The sequence below is a fragment of the Kitasatospora sp. NPDC101155 genome (assembly GCF_044768305.1).
Taxonomy (GTDB): domain Bacteria; phylum Actinomycetota; class Actinomycetes; order Streptomycetales; family Streptomycetaceae; genus Kitasatospora.
On sequence record NZ_JBIWPN010000002.1, the window covers coordinates 252,516 to 271,833 of the forward strand.

The following is a 19,318-nucleotide window of genomic DNA, read 5'->3' on the forward strand; positions in this document are numbered from 1 at the left end:
CTGGTCAGCCGTCCGCCCCTGCCCTGTTCCCCCGCGTCGCCGTGTCCGCGGCGCCACCGGCCCCGACGGCGCGCAGGCGGGAGGCAGCGGTGGCGGCGAGCTGCGGGGCGAGCTTGGCCACGTCGCGGGAGCCGACCACCGCGATCAGGCTCGGCAGCAGCCAGCGCACCGGCTGCATGCCGCGCAGCCAGGCCTGGGCGTAGACGTGGGCGGAACGGCGGGCGATCCCGGCGACGATCCGGTCCACCGCGGGCTCCAGCGGGTACGTCTTGTTGGCCGGCCACGGCAGTTGGCCGCGCATCTGCTTCAGCACGGCGTCCTGGTCGGCGCCGCGCACCATGTCGGTGTCGGTCCAACTCAGGTACCCCACACCGACCTTGACGCCCCGATAGGCAACCTCGGCGCGGAGCGAGTGGGCGAAGGCCTCCACCCCGGACTTGCTGGCACAGTACGCGCTCATCAGTGGCGCGGGCGTCAGCGCGGCGAGCGAGGCGATCTGCAGCAGGTAGCCGCGGCTCTCGGTCAGCGCCGGCAGGAAGGCCCGCGCGGTGGCGACGCTGCCGAGCAGGTTGACCTCGATGACCCGGCTGAAGGCCCGGTGGTCGCTGTCGGCCAGCGGTCCGCCGATGGCGATGCCGGCGTTGGCCACCACGGTGTCGATCCGCCCGTAGTGCTCCTTGATCCGGCGGGCGGTGTCGTTGAGCGCCTCCAGATCGGTGACGTCCACCTCCCACGAGGTGGCGGCCGCGCCGCACTGCGCCGCGACGGCCTTCAGCTCCTCCGGCTCCAGCCCGAGCAGCGCGACCTTGGCGCCGCGCCGGGCGAGCTTGCGGGCCAGTGAGGCGCCGACCCCGCGGGCGGCCCCGGTGACCACCACGACCTGCGCGGACAACGGCGGGATGGCGTTCATGCGACGGTGGTCCTCTCGGCAGTGGAAGCGGCCGAAGCGGCCGAAGCGTCGGCGGCAACGGCAGCGGGGCCCTCGGCGGCCAGGTGCGTGGCGGCCATCCGGTGGATCTCGGCGGCGACCTCCACCGGCCGCTCCAGCGGCGACATGTGCCCGACCCCGGGAAGCAGCAACAGCCCCTGCGGGTCGGCGAGTTCGGCGATCATCCGGTGGGCGTGCACCGGCGGGGTCAGTCGGTCCGCAGTGCCGACCACCACGGCGGTGGGCGCGGCGATCCGGCCGAGTCCGGCTCGCACGTCCAGCCGGCCGAGCACACCGGCCCAGTTGGCGCGGACCGCGGTCGGACAGGCGTGCACGATCCGGGCCGTCGCCTCGACCTGCCCCGCCGGCGAACCCGGCCCCATGGTGGCGTACTTGAGCGCGGCGCGGCTGACCGGCGTGACCGGCCCGAGCGGCATCCGGGAGAGCAGCAGCCGCCGGTGCAGGAAGCGCCGCAGGCCCGGGGAACGTACGGCCCCCGGGAGGACGGTGAGTTCGGCGACCAGTTCGGCCGGGCCGGTGGAGATCAGCACGTTGGCGGCGGTGCGCTCGGCGACGTCGGGCCGACCGCCGGCGGCCATGATGGTCATCCCGCCCATGCTGTGCCCTGCCACCACCGCCCGCTCCCCCGCCGGAACGGTCCGCGCGAGCACGGCGGCGAGGTCCTCGGCGAGCGCCCGGGTCGAGTAGCGGACCCGGCTCGGCGGGATCTCGCTGTGCCCGTGGCCACGCTGGTCGTAGGCCACCACCCGGTAGCGGTCGGAGAGTTCGCGGATCACCGGGGCCCAGAAGGCGGTCGAGCAGGTCCAGCCGTGGGAGAGCACCACGGTGGGCGCGCCCGGCTGGCCGTGCACCTCGACGTGCAGCCGGATGCCGTCGGCCGAGCGGACGCTCAGCTCCTCGACGGGCACGGGCGGCAGGTACTCGGCGGGCAACTCGACGGAACTCATGCGCCCACCTCGCATCGCTCGACAGGCGCTTCGCACAACGCGCGCCTCTTCATGATTCTCCCCCAGCCTTCGGCCGGGGGGACCCCCATGCTTCGCTCGCTCATGCGGAAACCTCCTGGGTGGTGGCGGTACGGGCGTTGGCGGACGCGGCGCGCATGATCAGCTCGTACTCGCCGAGGTCGACCTTGCGGGTGGCCCGACGGAAGGACGTCGTGGAGCCGGGCCAGAGCACGGTGTTCTTGCCGCTCGGGTCCAGGTACCAGCTGCGGCAGCCGCCGGTGGTCCAGACCGTGCGGTCCATCCGGTGCTGCAGTTCGAGGTTCCACTGTCGCTGGGCCCGGACGGTGGGCTGCATCGCGGTGGCACCGACCGACTTGAGCGTGGTCAACGCATCGATCAGGTAGTTCAGTTGGGACTCGATCATGAGGATCATCGAGCTGTTGCCGAGACCGGTGTTGGGGCCGATCACGAAGAACAGGTTGGGGAAGCCGCGCACGGTGGAGCCGCGCAGCGCCTCCATGCCGCCCTTCCACTCCTCCGCGAGGCTGGTCCCGTTCACGCCGAACACCCGGGAGCCGATGGGCATGTCGGTGACGTGGAAGCCGGTGCCGAAGACGATCGCGTCCACCTCGTGCGCGCTGCCGTCGGCGGCCACCAGGGTGGAGCCGCGCACTTCGCGCAGGCCGGAGGAGACGACCTCGGTGTTGGCGGCGGCGAGCGCCGGGTAGTAGGTGTTGCTCAGCAGGATGCGCTTGCAGCCGATCCGGTAGTCCGGGGTGAGCTTGGCGCGCAGTGCCGGGTCGGCGACGCCCTGGGCGATGTGGCGTTCGGCGAGCTGCTGGACCGCGCGCAGCAGTCCGGGGCGGCGTACGAAGGCGTCCACCTGGAGTTCGCGCAGGGCGAAGAGCGTGCCCCGGCGGATCTTGGCGGTGACCGGAAGGCGGCCGTGCAGCCACTTCTCCAGTTGGCTGATCTCCCGGTCGCGGCGCGGCAGCACCCAGGCCGGGGTGCGCTGGAAGACGGTGAGCTTGCCAACCTCGGGCTGGATCGACGGGATGATCTGGGCGGCCGAGGCGCCGGTGCCGACCATCGCGACGCGCTTGCCGGTCAGGTCGTAGTCGTGGTCCCAGCGGGAGGAGTGGAACACCTTGCCGGGGAAGCCGCTGAGGCCGGGCAGGTCGGGGATCTGCGGGTCGGCGAGCGGTCCGGCGGCGGAGACGACGGCGTCGGCGGTCCACTGGCCGGCCGAGGTGGTGATCCGCCAGTGGGTCTGCTCGCTCTCCCAACGCGCCTCCAGCACCTCGGTGTTGAAGCGCAGGTGCGGGCGGAGACCGAAGACGGTGGCGACCTTCTCCAGGTAGGCGCGGATGTCCGGCTGGCCGGAGAAGCTGCGCGGCCAGTCGGGGTTGGGCGCGAAGGAGAAGGAGTAGAGGTGCGAGGGCACGTCGCAGGCGCAGCCGGGGTAGCTGTTGTCGCGCCAGGTACCACCGACGGAGTCCGCGCGCTCCAGGACGACGAAGTCGGTGATCCCGGCGCGGCGCAGCCGGACCGCGGCGCCGAGGCCGCCGAATCCGGAGCCGATCACCGCCACCCGGACGTGCGGGACGGTCTCCCGCGCAGCAGTGGTGTCGGTCGCTGCGGACGCGCCGGAGCGGGGGCGCTTGCTGCTGGATGCCATGCGGCAACCTCCTGGGGGTGGGGCGGTGATCGTCGCGCTTTCCCGGGGCCGTCCGCCCCGGAACCTCCCGGGGGCTCACCTCCGGGACCCTGCCAATAACGCCAGTAATCACTGGCATGGTTGGCAGGGTAGTCCTTGCTGACACCGGATGGAAGAAGCACGACGGCCCCGATTCACCGGAAGTTCCCGAGGGCACCCCAGCCGACGTCACGGACCTATGCTGATCGCCGTGGACAAGGTCAGAGCTGCTGCGGACGACAAAAAGCGCGAGTACCGGGTGGAGGAACTGGCCGAGGCGGCCGGGATCACCACCCGCACCCTGCGCTTCTACCGCGAGCGCAAACTGCTCCAACCGCCCCGCAAGGAGGGCCGGATCGCCTGGTACGGCGAGGAGCACCTGGCCCGGCTGCGGATGATCGGCGAACTGCTCGACCGCGGCCACACCCTGGGCGGGATCGCCGAACTGATCGGCGCCGGGGAGAGCGGGCAGGACGTCGCGGAGCTGATCGGGCTGGAGGCGGCGATCGTCGCGCCCTGGTCGGACGAGACCCCGGTGCGACTGGACTGGGACGAGCTGAAGACCGCCTTCGGGGACCAGCTCACCGAGGAGAACACCGCCGAGTCCATCGCTCAGGGCTACATCACGGTCGAGGAGGACGGGATCACCCACGTCAGCCGTCGACTGATGGACGCCACCACCGAACTGGTCGCCGAGGGCGTGCCGCTCTCGGCGGTACTGGACGCCAGCCGGCGCACCCAGGAGCACATCGACGCCATCGCCGAGATCTTCATCGAGGTGGTCAGCGACCACCTGCTCAGCGCGCTCTCCGACGAGACGCCGCTGGCGCCCGGCGAGGCGGCCCGGCTCACCGAGCGCATCCTGCGGGTCCGGCCGCTCGCCCGCACCGTCGCCGACGCGCAGTTCACGCTCGCGATGGACCGCCGGGTGCGGGCCGAGTACGCCGAACTGCTGCGCCAGCGACGGGAGTACGGCTCCGAGGCGTAGCGGGCCTGCCGGGCGGGCAGGGATTCCCGCGCTTCGTCCGCCCGTCGGACGGGGCGCAGTGGAGCAGCCCGTCCGCCGGAGGAGCCGCCGATGACCCGCCCCCTCAGCCGCCGCGCCGCACTCGGCCTCGCCGTCGGACTCGCCCCGGGCCTGGCGCTCGTCGCCTGCGGGTCCGGCTCCCCCGCACCGGGCGACGGCTCGTCCGCCTCGGGCGGCACCCGGACCGTCAAGCACGCACGCGGGGAGAGCACCGTACCGGCCCGGGCGAGCCGGGTGGTGGCACTGGACACCGACGCGCTGGACTCGCTGGTCACCCTCGGGCTCAGCCCGGTCGGCGCCACCACGGTCAGCGAGGGCGCGCACTTCCCGGCCTATCTGCCCGCCGAACGGCTGGCCGGCACAAAGGCGGTCGGCACGATCGGCCAGCCCAACCTGGAGGCGATCGCCGCGCTGCGGCCGGACCTCATCCTCAGCAACCAGGTCCGCGACGACAAGCGGTACGAGCAACTGTCCAAGATCGCGCCGACCGTGCTGTCCAAGACCACCGGGCCGACCTGGAAGGAGAACGCCAGGCTGCACGCCGAGGCGACGGGCCGCCAACCGGAGGCCGAGGCGGCGGACGCCGCCTACCGGTCCAAGCTGCGGGACCTGGTCACCGCGCTCGGCGGACCGGCCAAGGCGGCGGCCATCCGGGTCGAGATGGCCCGCTTCCTGGCCGGTGCGCCCACCCGGCTCTACCTCAACGACACCTTCGTCGGCTCGCTGTTCAAGGATCTCGGGCTGGGCCGCCCGGCCAACCAGGACAAGTCCGGCTTCTCCCTGGAGATCAGCCCCGAGCAGGTGGACCAGGCGGCGGCCGACGTCATCTTCTACTCGGTGTACGGGGACGCGGCCAGGTCCGACCAGGCCAAGATCACCGAGGGTGCGTTGTGGAAGAACCTGGACGCCGTGCGCAACGGCCGGGTGTTCCGGGTGGACGACAACCTGTGGATGCTCGGAATCGGGTACACGGGGGCGGGGCTGATCCTGGACCAGATGCGGGGGGATCTGGCGTGACAGCTAACAGATGACAGATGACAGATGATGAAATCTGTCATCTGTTAGCTGTTCGCTGTTCGCTGTCGATTGTTCGCCGCCAACCGCGCGCCGCCGCCCACCTGCCCGCCCCTACTCGACATCGTCCTGCGCCCCCGGCGCCAGGGCCGGCGACGGGAAGACGTGCCGCGCCTCACCGCCGGACCACCAGACGCCGACCGCGAACACGGCCGCTGCCTCCAGCAGTCCGGCCCGGTCCAACCCGCCGCAGTCCACCGGTGTACACCCCATCGAGACCACCAGCCCGGCCACCACCGCACCGGCCTCCGGACCGTCCGCGCAGTACGGAACGCCGAGCGGCGCACCCTCGAAGCCCGGCCGCGGCATCGTCCAGATGCTCTCGTGGCAGATCCCGAACACCTTGGCCACCCGGGCGTCCGGCGCCACCGCGGCCAGCCGCCGGGCCACCGAGTCACCGGCCCCCGCCGTGGTCAGCGCCGGCCCGTGCGCTCCGGGGGCCATCGGCACCGTGCAGTCCAGCAGGGTCCGTCCGGCCAGTTCGCCCGCCAGCGGCGCGACCGACGACAGCGCCGCCTCCGCCGGCACCGCGACCAGCACGGCCTGCCCGAACCGCGCCGCCTCCGCCGGCCCGCCACCGCCCGACGCCCCGATCGACGCAGCGACCTGCCGAGCCGCGGCCTCGTCCCGCCCGCCCACCAGAACCTCGTGTCCGGCCCGCACCCAGGCCCCGCCCAGCGCCGTCGCCATGGCGCCCGTACCGAGAATGCCGATCCGCATGGTCCACTCCTCGTGTCGTCCTGCCCGTCACCGGCGGCCGCCCTCCGCGTACCGCCGTGCCCCGGACGCTAGCCGGGCCGATGCACACCGCCCGGTACGCAACGGGTCCGGCAGGATGAGCACATGAGGAGCGAAGGGGACACCGGGGACGGGACGGTCGACGACCTCGGCGGCGGCGTGTTCGCCGCGGACTGCCGAGCCCGGCTGGCCTTCGAGGTGATCGCCAATCGCTGGGACAGCGTGGTGGTGTACGTCCTCGGCGAGCGCGGGCCGATGCGCCCCCGGGCCCTGCTCGACCGGATCGGCGGGATCAGCCCCAAGGTGCTCAACGAGACGCTGCGCCGCTTGGAGTACAACGGACTGGTGGAGCATCGCCGTTACGCGGAGGCCCCACCCCGCGTCGACTACTCGCTCACCGAGGCGGGCGCCGCCCTGATCGGCCCGATCCGCGCCCTCGGCGTCTGGGCCGCCGACCACGGCGACGCCGTCCTCGCCTCCCAGGAGCGGCACACCGGCACAAGGAGCTGACGCACTGACTGACTGACTGTCACGCATGCCACCCTCGCCTTACGCACACGACGATCCGGAGGGTGGCCCCATGGACACGGAACTGGACGAACTGGAAGTCATCACCCTCTTCGTGGCGGACGTCCCCGCCGCGAAGGCCTTCTACCGGGAGGTCTTCGGCCTCCCGGTGGTCTACGAGGACGACGCCTCGGCGGTCGTCCGGCTGCGGAACCTGCTGGTGAACCTGCTGGCGGCGGAGCAGGCGCCGGAGCTGGTCAAGCCCGCGCCGGTGGCGGCGCCCGCCACGGGGGTGCGGGCGCTGCTCACCGTCCGGGTCCCGGACGTGGACACGGTCTGCGCCCAACTGGCCGAGCGTGGCGTCGCGTTGCTGAACGGTCCGGTGGACCGGCCGTGGGGCCGGCGGACGGCGGCCTTCGCCGACCCGGCCGGCCACGTGTGGGAGGTGGCCCAGGACCTCGGCTGAGCCGTGCGAACCGGAGCACCACGACACGGACCACCTGCAGACGCGACGACGGGGACGACGGTGGTCCGCACACCGTCGTCCCCGTCGTCAACCCGGCCGGCGGGCACCCACCCGCGGCCGGGCCACTCGGACGTACCCCGGGCCGGTCCTGCCCAACTCAGGCCCGACCCGGCTCAGGCCCGAGCTAGTTGACGTTGACCGCGGTCCAGGTGGCCGCGACCGCGTTGTACTCCGTGCTGTTCGCGCCGTACAGGTCCGAGGCCGCGCTGAGGGTCGCCGCACGCGCGCCCGCGTAGTCCGTGGTGGACGTGAAGTACGTGGTCAGTGCGCGGTACCAGATCTGCGCGGCCTTGTCCCGGCCGATGCCCGCGAGCGTCGAACCGTCCGCCGTCGGGCTGTTGTAGTTGAACCCGTTGATCGTCTTCGCGCCGCTGCCCTCGGACAGCAGGTAGAAGAAGTGGTTCGCCACACCGGACGAGTAGTGCACGTCCAGGTTGCCGACGTTCGGGTCCCAGCTGTCGGCGGACTGGCCGTCCTTGCTCGGCTGGTCCATGTAGCGCAGCGGGCTGCCGTCGCCGCGCAGGTTGATCAGCTCGCCGATCCAGTAGTTCGGCGGGTTCGAGGGCAGGTTGGCGTACCACTCGACCATGGTGCCCATGATGTCCGAGGTGGCCTCGTTGAGGCCGCCGGACTCACCCGAGTAGTTGAGCGCGGCCGTGGCGGCGGTGACGCCGTGGGTCATCTCGTGGCCGGCCACGTCGATCTCGGTCAGCGGGGCGGCGTCGCCGTTGCCGTCACCGTACGACATGCAGAAACAGTCGTCGCTCCAGAACGCGTTCACGTAGTTGGAGCCGTAGTGCACCCGGCTGAGGGCGCCGACGCCGTCGTTGCGGATGCCGTTGCGGTTGAAGGTGTTCTTGTAGAAGTCCCAGGTGGTGGCGGCACCGAACTGGGCGTCCACAGCGGCGGATTCACGGTTGGCCGCGGTGCCGTCACCGAAGCTGTTGCTGGTGTTGGCGAACAACGAGCCGCTGCCCGTGGTCCCGTTGCTCATATCGGTGGTGGACTGGCCACCGCGGCCGGCGTCCTTGAGCTCGAACTGCGAGCCGTTCTGGTTGGTGTTGAGCTGGACCTGGCCGACGAAGACGCCGTTGCCGGTGCCGGCCGCGGTCTCGATCTTCTCGTGCGTGGAGAGGACCTGACCGCTGGCGGCGTCGGTGATCAGGATCTGGCTGCTCGGGGTGCCGTCGGAGCGCATGCCCTCGACCGTGGTCCGGTACGCCAGGCGCGGGTTGCCGTCGGTGGCCCAGACGACCAGCTCGGGCTTGCCGGTCTGGTGGACGTCGGAGATCGGGGCCTCGTCGGAGTCGACGGTGACGCCGACGGTGGCCTTGACCGCGCCGGTGGCCTGGTCGGCGGCCTTGTCCGCGGGGATCTGCGGGGTCAGGCTCGGCAGCGTGATCTGGGCGGAGACCGCCTTGTTCACCGACTTCACGGCGCCGTCGGCCTTCTGGTGGACGACCAGGTCGCCGCCGATCACCGGAAGGCCGGCGTAGGTGCGCTCGAAGCGCAGGTGCCGGGTGCCGTCCTTGTCGACGACGGCGTCCTTCGCGACCAGCTTCTCCTGGTCACCGAGCGCGAGCGCCTTGGCGATCGGGCCGGACTGGCCGTTCGCCACCGCGAGGACGGCGGCGTGCTGCTGGACGGCCTGGGCCTGGAGCGACGGAGCAGCCGGCGACGCCTCGGCGACGGAGGTGCTCACCTGGATCACACCGGTCAACATGGCCGTGGCCGACAGAACGGCGACAGCTGCGAGCTTTCGCTTCACGTACGAGTCCTTCCGGGAAACCGCGTGTGGGCGCGGTCGCACCGCGTCCCGGGGGCCGGGGTCGGCACCTGTGGGGCGGAACGGGCGCTGACGTGCTGAATCCCCGTGCGGTCGAGCGGCTCGCCACCGAGGGGTGGGGGTGGGGGCTACCGCTGAGGGATGACCAGAAGCATGACAATCCAGCAGGTGAAATGACAGGTCTGCCTCAGTTATTGGCCAGGTCCCGCCAGTTGGTAAAGCAGGTCAAGTGGCAGTCAAATCGGGGCAATTCACCCCACTGAATGATGGGTTCCGACCCGAACAACGGCCGACCGCCTGCACCGAAGGCCAACCGATCGTCAAACGCGAGCCAAGTGATCATCTTCGATCATCAACCGGTCGACTTTTACAAGTGTGTAGATGTTTCCATACATATCCTTGACCATCGGGTGGCGAGGTCTCGCCACCGGCGCCCCTTGTCCCGCCGGGCGGGCGTCTGCTACCAGGGGTATCGCGGGCCCCACCCCTCGGACGGCGGCCGAGTAATCGCCCGACTACCGTACGGTGTAACGCAGTTGGCGCATGACGGCGCGGTCCTGCGTCACTGCTGGAACCGCCACTCCTGCGCCGGGTTGCCGGGTGTGCAGGTGACCATGGTGATCTCGTTGCCCGGGCCGTTGTTGGTCATGCAGGACTGGTTCTGGTAGTCGCCCAAGGTGTACGAGCCCGCTGAACTGCCGTTGCGGACCGTCCACCTGGTGAGGAAGCTGAACCCGTTGTTCAGCACCACCTTGCCGTCCATGGTCTGGACGAGCATCGGGCCGCCGTTGTTGCAGGCGTTGAACACGATCCAGGCGCCGGGGTCGGTGGAGCGCACCCAGCCGTACTGTGCGGCGCCGCCGAGCACGATCGGGTTGTCGCCGCTCAGGTTGTCGTTGCGCAGCCCGATCGGGCGGCCCTCCCTGGCGCTGACGATGGTGCTCCAGTCACTGCCGCCGCAGGACGCGGGCCGGGTCGGAGCCTGCGGGGCGGGCGGATTACCGCCGCTGGTGGTCTGGCTCGGCGGTTGCGGCTTGGGATCGGCGGGCGGGTTGGCCGGGCCTCCCCCGCTGCCTCCTCCACTGCCGGAGCCGGCGGGCGGGTTGACCTGGCCGCCCGAGGAGCCGCCGGAGGCCGAACCGCCGCCGGAATTGGAGTTGGAGCCGGAGTTGTAACCGGAGTTGGAGCCGCCGGCAGCGGAGTTGACGCCCCCGCCACCGCTCCGGCCCGGCTGGACGCCCCCTCCCCCGCTCACCGCGCCGCCGTTCCCGCCCTGGGCCTGGGCCGGGACGGGAACGTTCGGCTGTCCGCCGGGCGGCGGCTGGTCGGCGGCCGGGGCGGCCGACGGGGTGTCGGTCGGCTGCGGGGTGACGGGCGCGGTGGTGGCGACCGCGGGAGACGTGGTGGTCTGGGCCGCCGGGACGGTCACCACCACGGTCGGCTGGGCGGCGGGCGGCACGGCCGTGTCGGAGGCGCCGGGGCTGCGGTCGATCAGCAGGGCGGTCGCCGTACCCATCGAGATGACGATCGGGATGATGATCGGCACCAGCAGGGTCCGCCGCGAGCGGCGCTTGCCCGGTTCGGTCTCCGCCTGCGGATCGACCTTCACCACCTGGTCCGCCCCGGCGACCCCGGCCCCGGCCACCGCAGCCCCGACCGGCGCCGCCCGCAGGTCGATCGTCCCGCTGTCCGCCGCCTTCCACGGCGCCGCAGGTGCGCCGATCGCCGCCCGGGCCGCGGCCGCCATCTCCGCGGCGCTCGCGTACCGGTCCTCGGGGTTCTTGGCCAGCGCGGTGGCGACCAGCTCCCGCACGGCCGACGGGAAGGTCTCCGGAAGCTCGGGCACCGGCTGGTTGACGTGCTTGAGCGCGACCTGCAGCGGCCCCTCGCCCAGGTACGGCACCTGACCGACCAGCAGCTCGTAGCAGACCACGCCGATCGAGTAGAGGTCCGAGGCCGGCCCGGTGCCGGCCGACGCCGCCTGTTCGGGGGACATGTAGGCCGCCGTGCCGATGATCGCGTACGGGGCGGTGAGCTTGGTGCTGGCGATCGCTCGGGCGATGCCGAAGTCGGTGATCACGACCCGGTCGTCGTCGCGCAGCATCAGGTTGGAGGGCTTGATGTCCCGGTGCACGATCCCCCGCCGGTGGGCGGCATGCAGCGCGTCCAGGGCGTCGGCGAGCAGGCCGAGGGCGCGCTCGGCGCTCATCGGCCCGCTCTCCGTGAGCGCCTGGTTGAGCGGACGGCCCTCGATCAGGTCCATCACGATGTAGGCGCAGCGCTCGTTGCCGTCCCCGTCGCTCTCCCCGTAGTCGTGGACGTCCACGATGCCCGGGTGGTCGATCGCGGCGACCAGCTGGGCCTCCCGGCGGAAGCGTTGGACGGCGGTGCCGTCCTCGAACAGATCGGCGCGCAGGATCTTGATCGCGACCTGCCGTGCGAGTACCTGGTCGTCGGCCCGCCAGACCGCGCCCATGCCCCCGCCGCCGAGCTTTTCGACCAGCGTGTACCGACCGCCGAGCACGGTGCCCGCGCTAATCATCGGCCCTGTCCCCCCAGGTGTCGTGACCCGCCCCGACGGGTCGTCGGCACACAGTGTGCCAGAGTGTGCCGCGAGCCCAGCAGGCGCTGCACGTAAGAAGATTGGGCACTTCTCTCAGGCCTACCGGACGTTTCGGGCGTGGTCGGACACCTCCAGGACGGCCGCGTTGACGGCATGCGGCTTGTCGGCGTGGACGGCGTGCCCGGCGCCGCGCACCACGATGTGGTTGCCCCGGACCGCATCGGCCGCGATCCGGGACTGCATGGCGGTCCAGCGGGCGCGCAGGGCGCGCGGCAGTCCCTCGGTCGCACTCAGCACGGCCACCGGCACCTCCGGCAGCCGTCCGGCGGAGCGCCGTCGGCGCAGTTCGGGGACGGCGACACCGGTCAGCCGGTTCTCGGCGAGGACGGTGCGCCGCTGGTGCGGGTGGGCGACGACGGCCGCCTCGGCCCGGGCGAGCGCGTCCTCGCCGCCCGGCCCGGCGGGGGTGAGCGCCATCCGGAGCAGCCAGAGCCGGTTCAGCACCACCTCGGCGGCGCAGATGGCCGGCGGCCGGAACTCCTCGTGGGCCGGGTCCACCAGCACCAGGCCCGCCACCAGCTCCGGCCGCTGCCAGGCGAGGAGTTGGGCCAGCTGACCGCCCCAGCTGTGCCCGACCAGCACGGCCGGGCCGGCGTCCAGGTGCCGCACCAGGGCGGCCAGGTCCCCGGTCTGCGCCTCCAGGGTCAGGCCGTGGGCACGGTCGGGCTCGCTGGCGCCGAGCCCGGGCCGGTCGTACGCCACGACCCGGACGTGCTCGGCGAGTTCGGGCAGCACCGGGGCCCAGGTGAGCGAGGAGGTGCCGCAGCCGGCGATCAGCACCACCGGCGCGCCGGCGCCCGTTCCGGCCTCCACCCAGCGCAACGCCCTCCCGTCGCGGTCGAGTTCGCCCGGCCGCAGCTCGACCGGGGTGCGCTCGGCCATGGCCCGGGCGATGGCTTCCTGGACGTCCCGCAGGCCCCCCGGCCCGGCTGGCGCTTGCCACTTGGTCTGCACGTTCGGTCCCCCTGGATCCGTCGGTGTCGCTCCCGCCGTATCATGGCGGGAATCCGACGCTGGCTGCCCGACGGTACCGGCGTTCAAACCTCGTCTGGACGGCGGGCAAACGGAGGACCAACAAACCGGCGGACGTCAGGCGGGCAGGGTGCGCTTCAGCAGGGAGAGCAACGCCTTCCAGTGCCGGGCGTCGGCGGCCGCGTCGTAGCGGGTGGTGTCGGCCTGGGTATAGCCGTGCGGGGCGCCCACGTAGACCTCCGTCGTGTGGCGCACCCCGGCCGCGGTGAGGGCCTGGTCGAGCCGGGAGATCTGCTCGGGCGGCAGCGACTCGTCCTGATCGGCGTGGCCGAAGTACAGCTCGGCCGTGATCCGGTGGGCGCCCGGGTGGGGGCTGTCCGGGCGCTCGGTGGCGAGGTTGCCGCCGTGGAAGCCGGCCGCGACGGCGATCCGGTCCGGGTGGCTGGCGGCCGTACGCAGCGCCAGCAGGGCACCCCGGCAGTAGCCGGTGAGGCCGATCGGGCCGTCCTGGACCAGCGGGGACTCGGCGAACCAGCGCAGGAAGGCGTCGGCGTCGCGGGCGGTCGCCTCCGGGGTGAGGGTGGCCAGCAGCGGGACGATCCGGTCGAAGATCTCGTCGCACTTCTCGATGTCGATCAGCTCCGGCAGCTCGACCAGTGGCGCGCAACCGTTGCGGTAGAAGGCGTTGGGGACGAGGACGGTGTACCCGGCCGCGGCGAGCCGATCGGCCATGCCCTTCAGGTGCGGGCGGAGCCCGAAGGCATCCATGTAGAGCAGGACTCCGGGGTGGGGCCGGTCGTCGTCGGGGTGGGCGAGGTAGGCGTCCGCGGTGCCGTCCGCCGTCGGGATGTCCACGAGGGTTCCGCGCACGGTCATGGTGAGGGCTCTCTCTCCTGAGGGTTCGCGGGCAGCGTATCCGGTGCGCCCTTCGGGAGGCCGACGTCGCCCGGCCGGCCGCTCGGGAACGCCCGTACGGCGGTGCGGCGTTGACCGGGCATGGGGTGGATCGTGAGCGTGGCGTGCGTGGTGGCCGTGGCGGTCGGGCTGGCGGTGCTCTCGGCCTGTCAGATGCGGGGCGAGTCCTCGCGACGCCGTCGACCGCGCGCACCCGGGGTGGGAGTGGGCGGCGGCGGTGGCCTGGAGGAGCTGCACGCGCTGTTCAGCCCGGGCAAGCGGATACAGATCGAGCAGCGGCGGGAGCAGCTGGCACTCCGGGACGACGCGGAGGCGGGGGCGCCGCCGCACTTCGGGGTGGACCTGGAGCGGGGTGTGGCGGTGCTGCCTCGCGCCAGGGGCGACGAAGGGGACGGGCGGTAGGACCGCACACCTGGCGGCGGGCCCGCGGACGGGCCGTCAGAGTCGGCGTAGCCGCTCCTCGTCGCTGGTGCGCGGGCAGGTCAGGCAGGCGACGGCCTCGGGCTTGACCGCGTAGTAGAGGCAGCAGCCGAGCCGGGTACGGGTGTGGTGTTCGCGGCCGTCGGGGGTGCGCAGCCGACGGAAGTCGGCGGCGCCCGGGAGCGGCAGGGTGCCGCCGGGCAGCAGGGCCCCGGCGGCGGCGACGGCGTCGTCCTCCACGGTCGCGTCCCCGACGGTCGCGTCGCGGGCGCCGAGCATCCGGCCGAGGTACCAGACGGCCGAGGCGAGGTCGTCGGTGACCATGCCCCAGAGGGCGCGGTCGCGACGCCGGGTCGGTCGGGCGAAGGCGGCGAGCACCGGTTCGAGGTGGGCGACCACGGCGGCCCGCAGTTCGGCGCGCAGTTCATCGTCGCCGGGGAGGTCTCCGTGGAGGTCGCCGGCGAGGGCTGCATGTCCGCCCGGGCGCAGTGCGAGCCGGCCGGTGGGGGCGTGCAGCCAGAGGTCGGCGGGATCGACGGCGGGGACCCGCCGGGCGAGGTGCCAGGGGCCGGCGATGAGCAGGCAGGCCGACCAGACGTAGTGGTGGAGCAGCCGGGAGGCGGTGACGTGCGGGCGGGGGGCGCGGCCGTGCTCGGCGGCGATGCGGTCCTCCGCTCCGGCCAGGACGGCGGCCAGCGCCCTTTCGTCGGTGGCTAGTTGGGCCCCGGAGTACCAGCCGTCGGCGGCCGAGGGGTCGGGCTCGACGGGGTCGAGCAGGCGCAGCTCCAGCACCGGGCAGAGCTCGCGCAGCCGCTCGTAGTCGCCGACCAGGGCGGACGGCCGCGCTTGGGCGAGTACGGGCAGGGGTGTTCCGGGGACCATCGGCACTCCCGAGATCGACTTCGAAAGATCGATTAAGGTGAGCCTCACCTTACAATGCCTCAGTAGACCCGCCCGACCACCTCACGTCACGGTCGAGCGGTCCACCTGAGCGGGCGACTCGACCTTGACGAAGTTAGGTAAACCTAACCTAATATGTCGACTCGTGTTGAGAACCGACCCGTCGGCCACCCCGGCCCCGGCGACGCCACGTTCCTCGGCGGCACAGCGATCGTTGCTGCTGCTCGTCGGCGTGTGCGCGCTCGTGCTGTGCACGGCCCTGAGCCTCACGCTGGGCTCCCGATCCATCCCGCTGTCGACCGTCGTCGACGCCCTCACCGGCGCCGCCCACGGCGGTGACGCCGATGTGGTGACGGGCCTTCGCGTCCCGCGCACGCTCATCGGGCTGGCCGTCGGGGCCGCGCTCGGCGTCGCCGGGGCGGTCGCCCAAGGCGTCACCCGCAACCCGCTGGCCTCGCCGATCACCCTCGGCATCAACGCCGGCGCGAGCCTCGCCGTGGTCGCCGCGATCTACACGCTGGACCTCTCCCGCCCGGTCGAGTACGTCTGGTTCGCCTTCGCGGGGGCGGCGGTCGCCGCCGTCGCCGCGTACACGATGTCCCGGCGCGGCGGGGACCTCGACCCGGTTCGGCTCGCACTCGGCGGCACCGTGCTCACCGTGGTGCTCACCTCCTGGACCTCCGCGCTGATGCTGGCCAGTCACCGCACCCTGGACGAAGCCCGGTTCTGGCTGGCCGGCTCGATCGCCGGGCGGCACCTGGACACCCTCACCCCCGTGCTGCCGTTCCTGGCACTCGGACTGCTGGGCGCCTTCGCCGTCTCGCCCGCGCTCAACGCGCTGGCCCTGGGCGACGAGACCGCGCAGTCGCTGGGCGTGCCGGTGGCCCGGATCCGGGTGGTGGGCGGACTGGCCGTCGTGCTGCTCGCGGGCAGCGCGGTCGCCGTCGCCGGGCCGGTGGCGTTCATCGGACTGGCCGCGCCGCACCTGGTCCGCCCGCTCCTCGGCAACGACCACCGCTGGCTGCTGCCCGGCTGTCTGATCGCCGGTCCGCTGCTGCTGCTCAGCGCCGATGTGCTCGGCCGGCTCGTGGTGCGGCCCTCCGAGATCGAGGTCGGCATCGTGACCGCCTTCCTCGGCGCTCCGCTGCTCGCGGTGCTGGCCCGGAAGGTGGCCAAGTGACGACGCTCGCCGTTCCGATGGGCACCATCGCGCGCCGCCGGGCCCGCACCGCCGCCTGGTCGCTGGTGGCCGTCGCCCTGCTGGTGCTGCTCACCGGCATCGCGCTCGGCACCGGTCAGGTGAGCATCTCCGTCTGGGACGCGCTGCGCGCCCTGGTCGGGCAGGGCGAGCCCGGGAACGTCCTGGTGGTGCAGCAGTTCCGGGCGCCGCGCGTGGTGTCCGCGCTGATCGCGGGCGCCGGCCTGGCGATGGCCGGCTCGATGCTGCAGCGGCTGTTCCGCAACCCGCTGGCCGCCCCCGACACCATCGGCATCACCGGCGGCGCCTCCTTCGGCGCGGTGCTGATGCTCGCCACCGGCGCCTCGCAGCAGCTGATCCCACTGGCCGCCGTCGGCGGCGGACTGCTCGCCGCGCTGCTGCTCGGCGGCTTCGCCTGGCGCTCGAAGATGGCCGTCACCCGGCTGGTGCTGGTCGGCCTGGCGGTACAGCAGGGCCTGGCCGCCGCCGTGAACCTGATGATCGTACGGTTCCCGGCCGAGCTGGCCTCCTCCGCGATGCAGTGGACCACCGGCTCGCTGTACGGACGCAACTGGACCGAGGTGTGGATCGGAGGCACCGCCATCGCGCTGACCGCCGGGGCCGTCCTGCTCTGCCAGCGGCGGGTCTCCGTCCTCGACCTCGGCGACGACTCGGCCGGCGGTCTCGGCCTCCACCCCGCCCGGGACCGGCTCTGGCTGCTGCTGCTCACCATCACGCTCGCCTCGCTGGCCGCCGCCCTCACCGGACCGGTCGCCTTCGTCGCACTCGCCGTCCCGCACCTGGTGCGGCTGCTCACCGGACCGCCCACCCTCGGCACGCTCGGCCTCACCGCGCTCACCGGCGCCGTGCTGCTGCTCTCGGCCGACCTCCTCGTGCTGCACGTGATCCCCGTCCACGGCCTGCCGGTCGGTGCCGTCACCGCCACCCTCGGCGCGCCCTGGCTCCTGGTGCTGATGATCCGCCAGAGCCGGCTTCCCCAGAGGAGCAGCTGATGACCAGCTCGGCCACCGACCAGGCCGCCACCGCCACCCCGGCCGCCACCGACCAGGCCGCCACCGCCAGCCAGGTCGGCGCCACCCGGGTCAGCGCCAACCGGCTCGCCGCCCACGGCCTCGGGCTGCGCTACGGCGATCGGACCATCGTCGACGGGCTCGACCTCGAACTGCCCGGCGGCGCCGTCACCGCGATCGTCGGACCGAACGCCTGCGGCAAGTCCACCCTGCTGCGCGGACTGGTCCGGTTGCTCGACCCGGCCGCCGGCACCGTCACCCTGGACGGCGCCGACATCCACCGCATGCCCGCGCGGACCCTCGCCAAGCGGATGGGCCTGCTGCCGCAGCAGCCGGTCACACCCGAGGCGGTCACCGTCGAGGCGCTGGTGCGGCTCGGGCGCTACCCGCACCAGCGGATGCTCAGCCCGTGGTCCAAGGCCGACCAGGCGGCGGTCGAGGACGCACTGGAGCGCACCGGCACCGCCGAACTGCGCGACCGGCAGGTCGACCGGCTCTCCGGCGGGCAGCGCCAGCGGGTGTGGATCGCGCTGGCGCTCGCCCAGGAGACCGACCTGCTGCTGCTCGACGAGCCGACCACCTTCCTCGACCTGCGGCACCAGCTCGACGTGCTCGACCTGGTCGCCGACCTCCACGCCGAGGCCGGGCGCACCGTGGTCATGGTGCTGCACGACCTCGGGCAGGCCGCCCGGTACGCCGACCACCTGGTGGTGCTCAAGGACGGGCGGCTCGCCGCGGCCGGTCCGCCCGCCGAGGTGCTGACGGCCGAACTTGTGGAGGCGGTGTTCGGGGTGCCGTGCCTGGTCGTGCCCGACCCGGAGACCGGCACTCCGCTGGTCGTGCCACGGGCCCGGAGGCGGGCCGTCGCCGCCTCCGCCTGAACTTCCCGCCCCCGAACTTCCCACTCCCGAACCCCCAGCCCCGAACTCCCGTCCCCGTCCCCCTGCTCGACCCGATCCAAGGAATCCCCGATGAACCGCCGACTCCCCGTCGCCGTCCTCGCCGTCACGCTGTCCGCCACGCTCCTCGCCGCCTGCGGCAGCAACGGGGACGCCACCAAGTCCGGCGACCCCGCGTCCTCCGCCTCGGCCGGCACCGCCGCCGGGTTCCCGCGCAGCGTCAAGCACGCCGCCGGAACCGCCGAGATCAAGTCGCAGCCCAAGCGCGTCGTGGTGCTGGACAGTGGCGAGCTGGACGACGTCACGCTGCTCGGCATCACGCCGGTTGGCGCGGTGTCCCCGCACATGAAGACCGAGGGCGGGTTCCCGAACTACCTCAAGGACAAGATCAAGGACACCAAGGACGTCGGCCCGATGAACGAGCCGAACCTCGAACTGATCGCCTCCCTCAAGCCCGACCTGATCCTGTCCTCCAAGGTCCGCCACGCCAAGGTGTACGACCAGCTGAACGCGATCGCGCCGACCGTGCTGGCCGAGACCACCGGGTTCCCGTGGAAGGAGAACCTGGCGCTGTACGCCCAGGCGCTCGGCAAGGAGGACGAGGCGAAGAAGGCGCTGGCCGACTACGAGGAGCGGGCGCACAAGCTGGGCGAGGCGATCAAGGCGAAGTACAACGGGACGATGCCGACCGCCTCGGTGGTCCGCTTCGTAGCCGGCCCGACCCGCCTGTACGCCAAGGCCTCGTACAGCGGTGTGGTGCTCAAGGACGTGGGCCTGGCCCGCCCGGCCTCGCAGGACGTGGACAAGAACATCATCGAGGTCAGCGCCGAGCAGATCAGCCAGGCCGACGCCGACCTGGTGTTCGTCACCACCGCGGACGACCCGACCAAGACCAAGGAGAGCGAGGTCCAGCAGACCCCGGTCTGGCAGGGCCTGAACGCCGTCAAGAACGGCAAGGTCTTCAACGTTCCGGACGAGACCTGGATGTCCGGCATCGGTGTCCAGGCCGCGGACGCGATGCTCGTGGACATCGCCAAGGCGGCGGGCGTGGACGCACCCAAGTAACCGCCGACAGATCACTGATGACAGATGACAGATGACGGCGAACAG

At 72.5% G+C, this 19,318-nt stretch carries 18 protein-coding genes; 9 read left to right on the forward strand and 9 right to left on the reverse strand.

Going from position 1 to position 19,318, the window contains the following annotated elements; genetic code table 11:
• Positions 1-4: 4 nt before the first annotated feature.
• The 3 genes from ACIRYZ_RS03650 to ACIRYZ_RS03660 all read right to left on the reverse strand — a co-directional run bounded on the left by ACIRYZ_RS03650 (position 5) and on the right by ACIRYZ_RS03660 (position 3,574).
• Positions 5-910, reverse strand: coding sequence for an SDR family oxidoreductase (locus ACIRYZ_RS03650; RefSeq protein ID WP_402939003.1), 906 nt, complete (start codon positions 908-910; stop codon positions 5-7).
• Positions 907-1,896, reverse strand: a complete 990-nt coding sequence (locus tag ACIRYZ_RS03655) for an alpha/beta fold hydrolase (protein WP_402939006.1) — start codon at positions 1,894-1,896, stop codon at positions 907-909. Before ACIRYZ_RS03655 ends, ACIRYZ_RS03650 begins: the two co-directional genes overlap by 4 nt.
• A 100-nt stretch (positions 1,897-1,996) precedes the next feature.
• Positions 1,997-3,574: a flavin-containing monooxygenase gene (locus tag ACIRYZ_RS03660; protein ID WP_402939009.1), complete on the reverse strand. Its 1,578-nt coding sequence runs from the start codon at positions 3,572-3,574 to the stop codon at positions 1,997-1,999.
• 229 nt (positions 3,575-3,803) lie between these two features.
• On the opposite strand from ACIRYZ_RS03660, the gene ACIRYZ_RS03665 reads away from it, so the two are divergent.
• The gene (locus ACIRYZ_RS03665; RefSeq protein ID WP_393024298.1) at positions 3,804-4,580 is read left to right on the forward strand and encodes a MerR family transcriptional regulator; all 777 of its coding nucleotides are present in this window, start codon (positions 3,804-3,806) and stop codon (positions 4,578-4,580) included.
• A gap of 90 nt (positions 4,581-4,670) precedes the next feature.
• Positions 4,671-5,636, forward strand: coding sequence for an ABC transporter substrate-binding protein (locus ACIRYZ_RS03670; protein WP_402939013.1), 966 nt, complete (start codon positions 4,671-4,673; stop codon positions 5,634-5,636).
• Between the two features lie 111 nt (positions 5,637-5,747).
• On the opposite strand, the gene ACIRYZ_RS03675 is transcribed toward ACIRYZ_RS03670, so the two are convergent.
• A complete protein-coding gene (locus ACIRYZ_RS03675) occupies positions 5,748-6,413 on the reverse strand; it encodes an NADPH-dependent F420 reductase (protein ID WP_402939016.1) in 666 nt (221 codons plus the stop codon).
• Positions 6,414-6,536: 123 nt separating this feature from the next.
• Between ACIRYZ_RS03675 and ACIRYZ_RS03680 the strand changes: the two genes are divergently transcribed.
• Complete coding sequence (locus ACIRYZ_RS03680) at positions 6,537-6,941, forward strand: winged helix-turn-helix transcriptional regulator (RefSeq protein ID WP_402939019.1); 405 nt, start codon at positions 6,537-6,539, stop codon at positions 6,939-6,941.
• Between the two features lie 70 nt (positions 6,942-7,011).
• Positions 7,012-7,404 carry a VOC family protein gene (locus tag ACIRYZ_RS03685; protein WP_402939020.1) on the forward strand — a complete coding sequence of 131 codons (393 nt, stop codon included), beginning with the start codon at positions 7,012-7,014 and terminating at the stop codon, positions 7,402-7,404.
• A 184-nt stretch (positions 7,405-7,588) separates the two neighbouring features.
• Here ACIRYZ_RS03685 and ACIRYZ_RS03690 read toward each other — a convergent pair whose 3' ends face one another.
• The 4 genes from ACIRYZ_RS03690 to ACIRYZ_RS03705 all read right to left on the reverse strand — a co-directional run bounded on the left by ACIRYZ_RS03690 (position 7,589) and on the right by ACIRYZ_RS03705 (position 13,721).
• Positions 7,589-9,187 carry a M4 family metallopeptidase gene (locus ACIRYZ_RS03690; protein WP_402939519.1) on the reverse strand — a complete coding sequence of 533 codons (1,599 nt, stop codon included), beginning with the start codon at positions 9,185-9,187 and terminating at the stop codon, positions 7,589-7,591.
• Between the two features lie 625 nt (positions 9,188-9,812).
• Positions 9,813-11,792, reverse strand: a complete 1,980-nt coding sequence (locus ACIRYZ_RS03695; protein WP_402939022.1) for a serine/threonine-protein kinase — start codon at positions 11,790-11,792, stop codon at positions 9,813-9,815.
• Between the two features lie 120 nt (positions 11,793-11,912).
• Complete coding sequence (locus ACIRYZ_RS03700) at positions 11,913-12,827, reverse strand: alpha/beta fold hydrolase (protein ID WP_402939025.1); 915 nt, start codon at positions 12,825-12,827, stop codon at positions 11,913-11,915.
• Positions 12,828-12,962: 135 nt separating this feature from the next.
• Positions 12,963-13,721, reverse strand: a complete 759-nt coding sequence (locus ACIRYZ_RS03705; RefSeq protein ID WP_402939027.1) for a dienelactone hydrolase family protein — start codon at positions 13,719-13,721, stop codon at positions 12,963-12,965.
• Positions 13,722-13,853: 132 nt separating this feature from the next.
• Here ACIRYZ_RS03705 and ACIRYZ_RS03710 point away from each other — a divergent pair, with 132 nt between their 5' ends.
• The gene (locus ACIRYZ_RS03710) at positions 13,854-14,162 is read left to right on the forward strand and encodes a DUF6191 domain-containing protein (protein ID WP_402939029.1); all 309 of its coding nucleotides are present in this window, start codon (positions 13,854-13,856) and stop codon (positions 14,160-14,162) included.
• Between the two features lie 36 nt (positions 14,163-14,198).
• On the opposite strand, the gene ACIRYZ_RS03715 is transcribed toward ACIRYZ_RS03710, so the two are convergent.
• Positions 14,199-15,062: a (2Fe-2S)-binding protein gene (locus tag ACIRYZ_RS03715; protein ID WP_402939032.1), complete on the reverse strand. Its 864-nt coding sequence runs from the start codon at positions 15,060-15,062 to the stop codon at positions 14,199-14,201.
• Positions 15,063-15,294: 232 nt separating this feature from the next.
• Between ACIRYZ_RS03715 and ACIRYZ_RS03720 the strand changes: the two genes are divergently transcribed.
• The 4 genes from ACIRYZ_RS03720 (at position 15,295) to ACIRYZ_RS03735 (ending at position 19,273) form a co-directional block, all read left to right on the forward strand.
• Positions 15,295-16,260, forward strand: a complete 966-nt coding sequence (locus ACIRYZ_RS03720) for a FecCD family ABC transporter permease (protein ID WP_402939521.1) — start codon at positions 15,295-15,297, stop codon at positions 16,258-16,260.
• A gap of 17 nt (positions 16,261-16,277) precedes the next feature.
• The gene (locus tag ACIRYZ_RS03725) at positions 16,278-17,291 is read left to right on the forward strand and encodes a FecCD family ABC transporter permease (protein ID WP_402939524.1); all 1,014 of its coding nucleotides are present in this window, start codon (positions 16,278-16,280) and stop codon (positions 17,289-17,291) included.
• Positions 17,291-18,190 (forward strand): ABC transporter ATP-binding protein, encoded by a 900-nt coding sequence (locus ACIRYZ_RS03730; protein ID WP_402939034.1) that lies wholly within the window; start codon positions 17,291-17,293, stop codon positions 18,188-18,190. Before ACIRYZ_RS03725 ends, ACIRYZ_RS03730 begins: the two co-directional genes overlap by 1 nt.
• 90 nt (positions 18,191-18,280) lie before the next feature.
• Positions 18,281-19,273 (forward strand): ABC transporter substrate-binding protein, encoded by a 993-nt coding sequence (locus ACIRYZ_RS03735; protein WP_402939037.1) that lies wholly within the window; start codon positions 18,281-18,283, stop codon positions 19,271-19,273.
• The last annotated feature ends 45 nt before the right edge of the window (positions 19,274-19,318 follow it).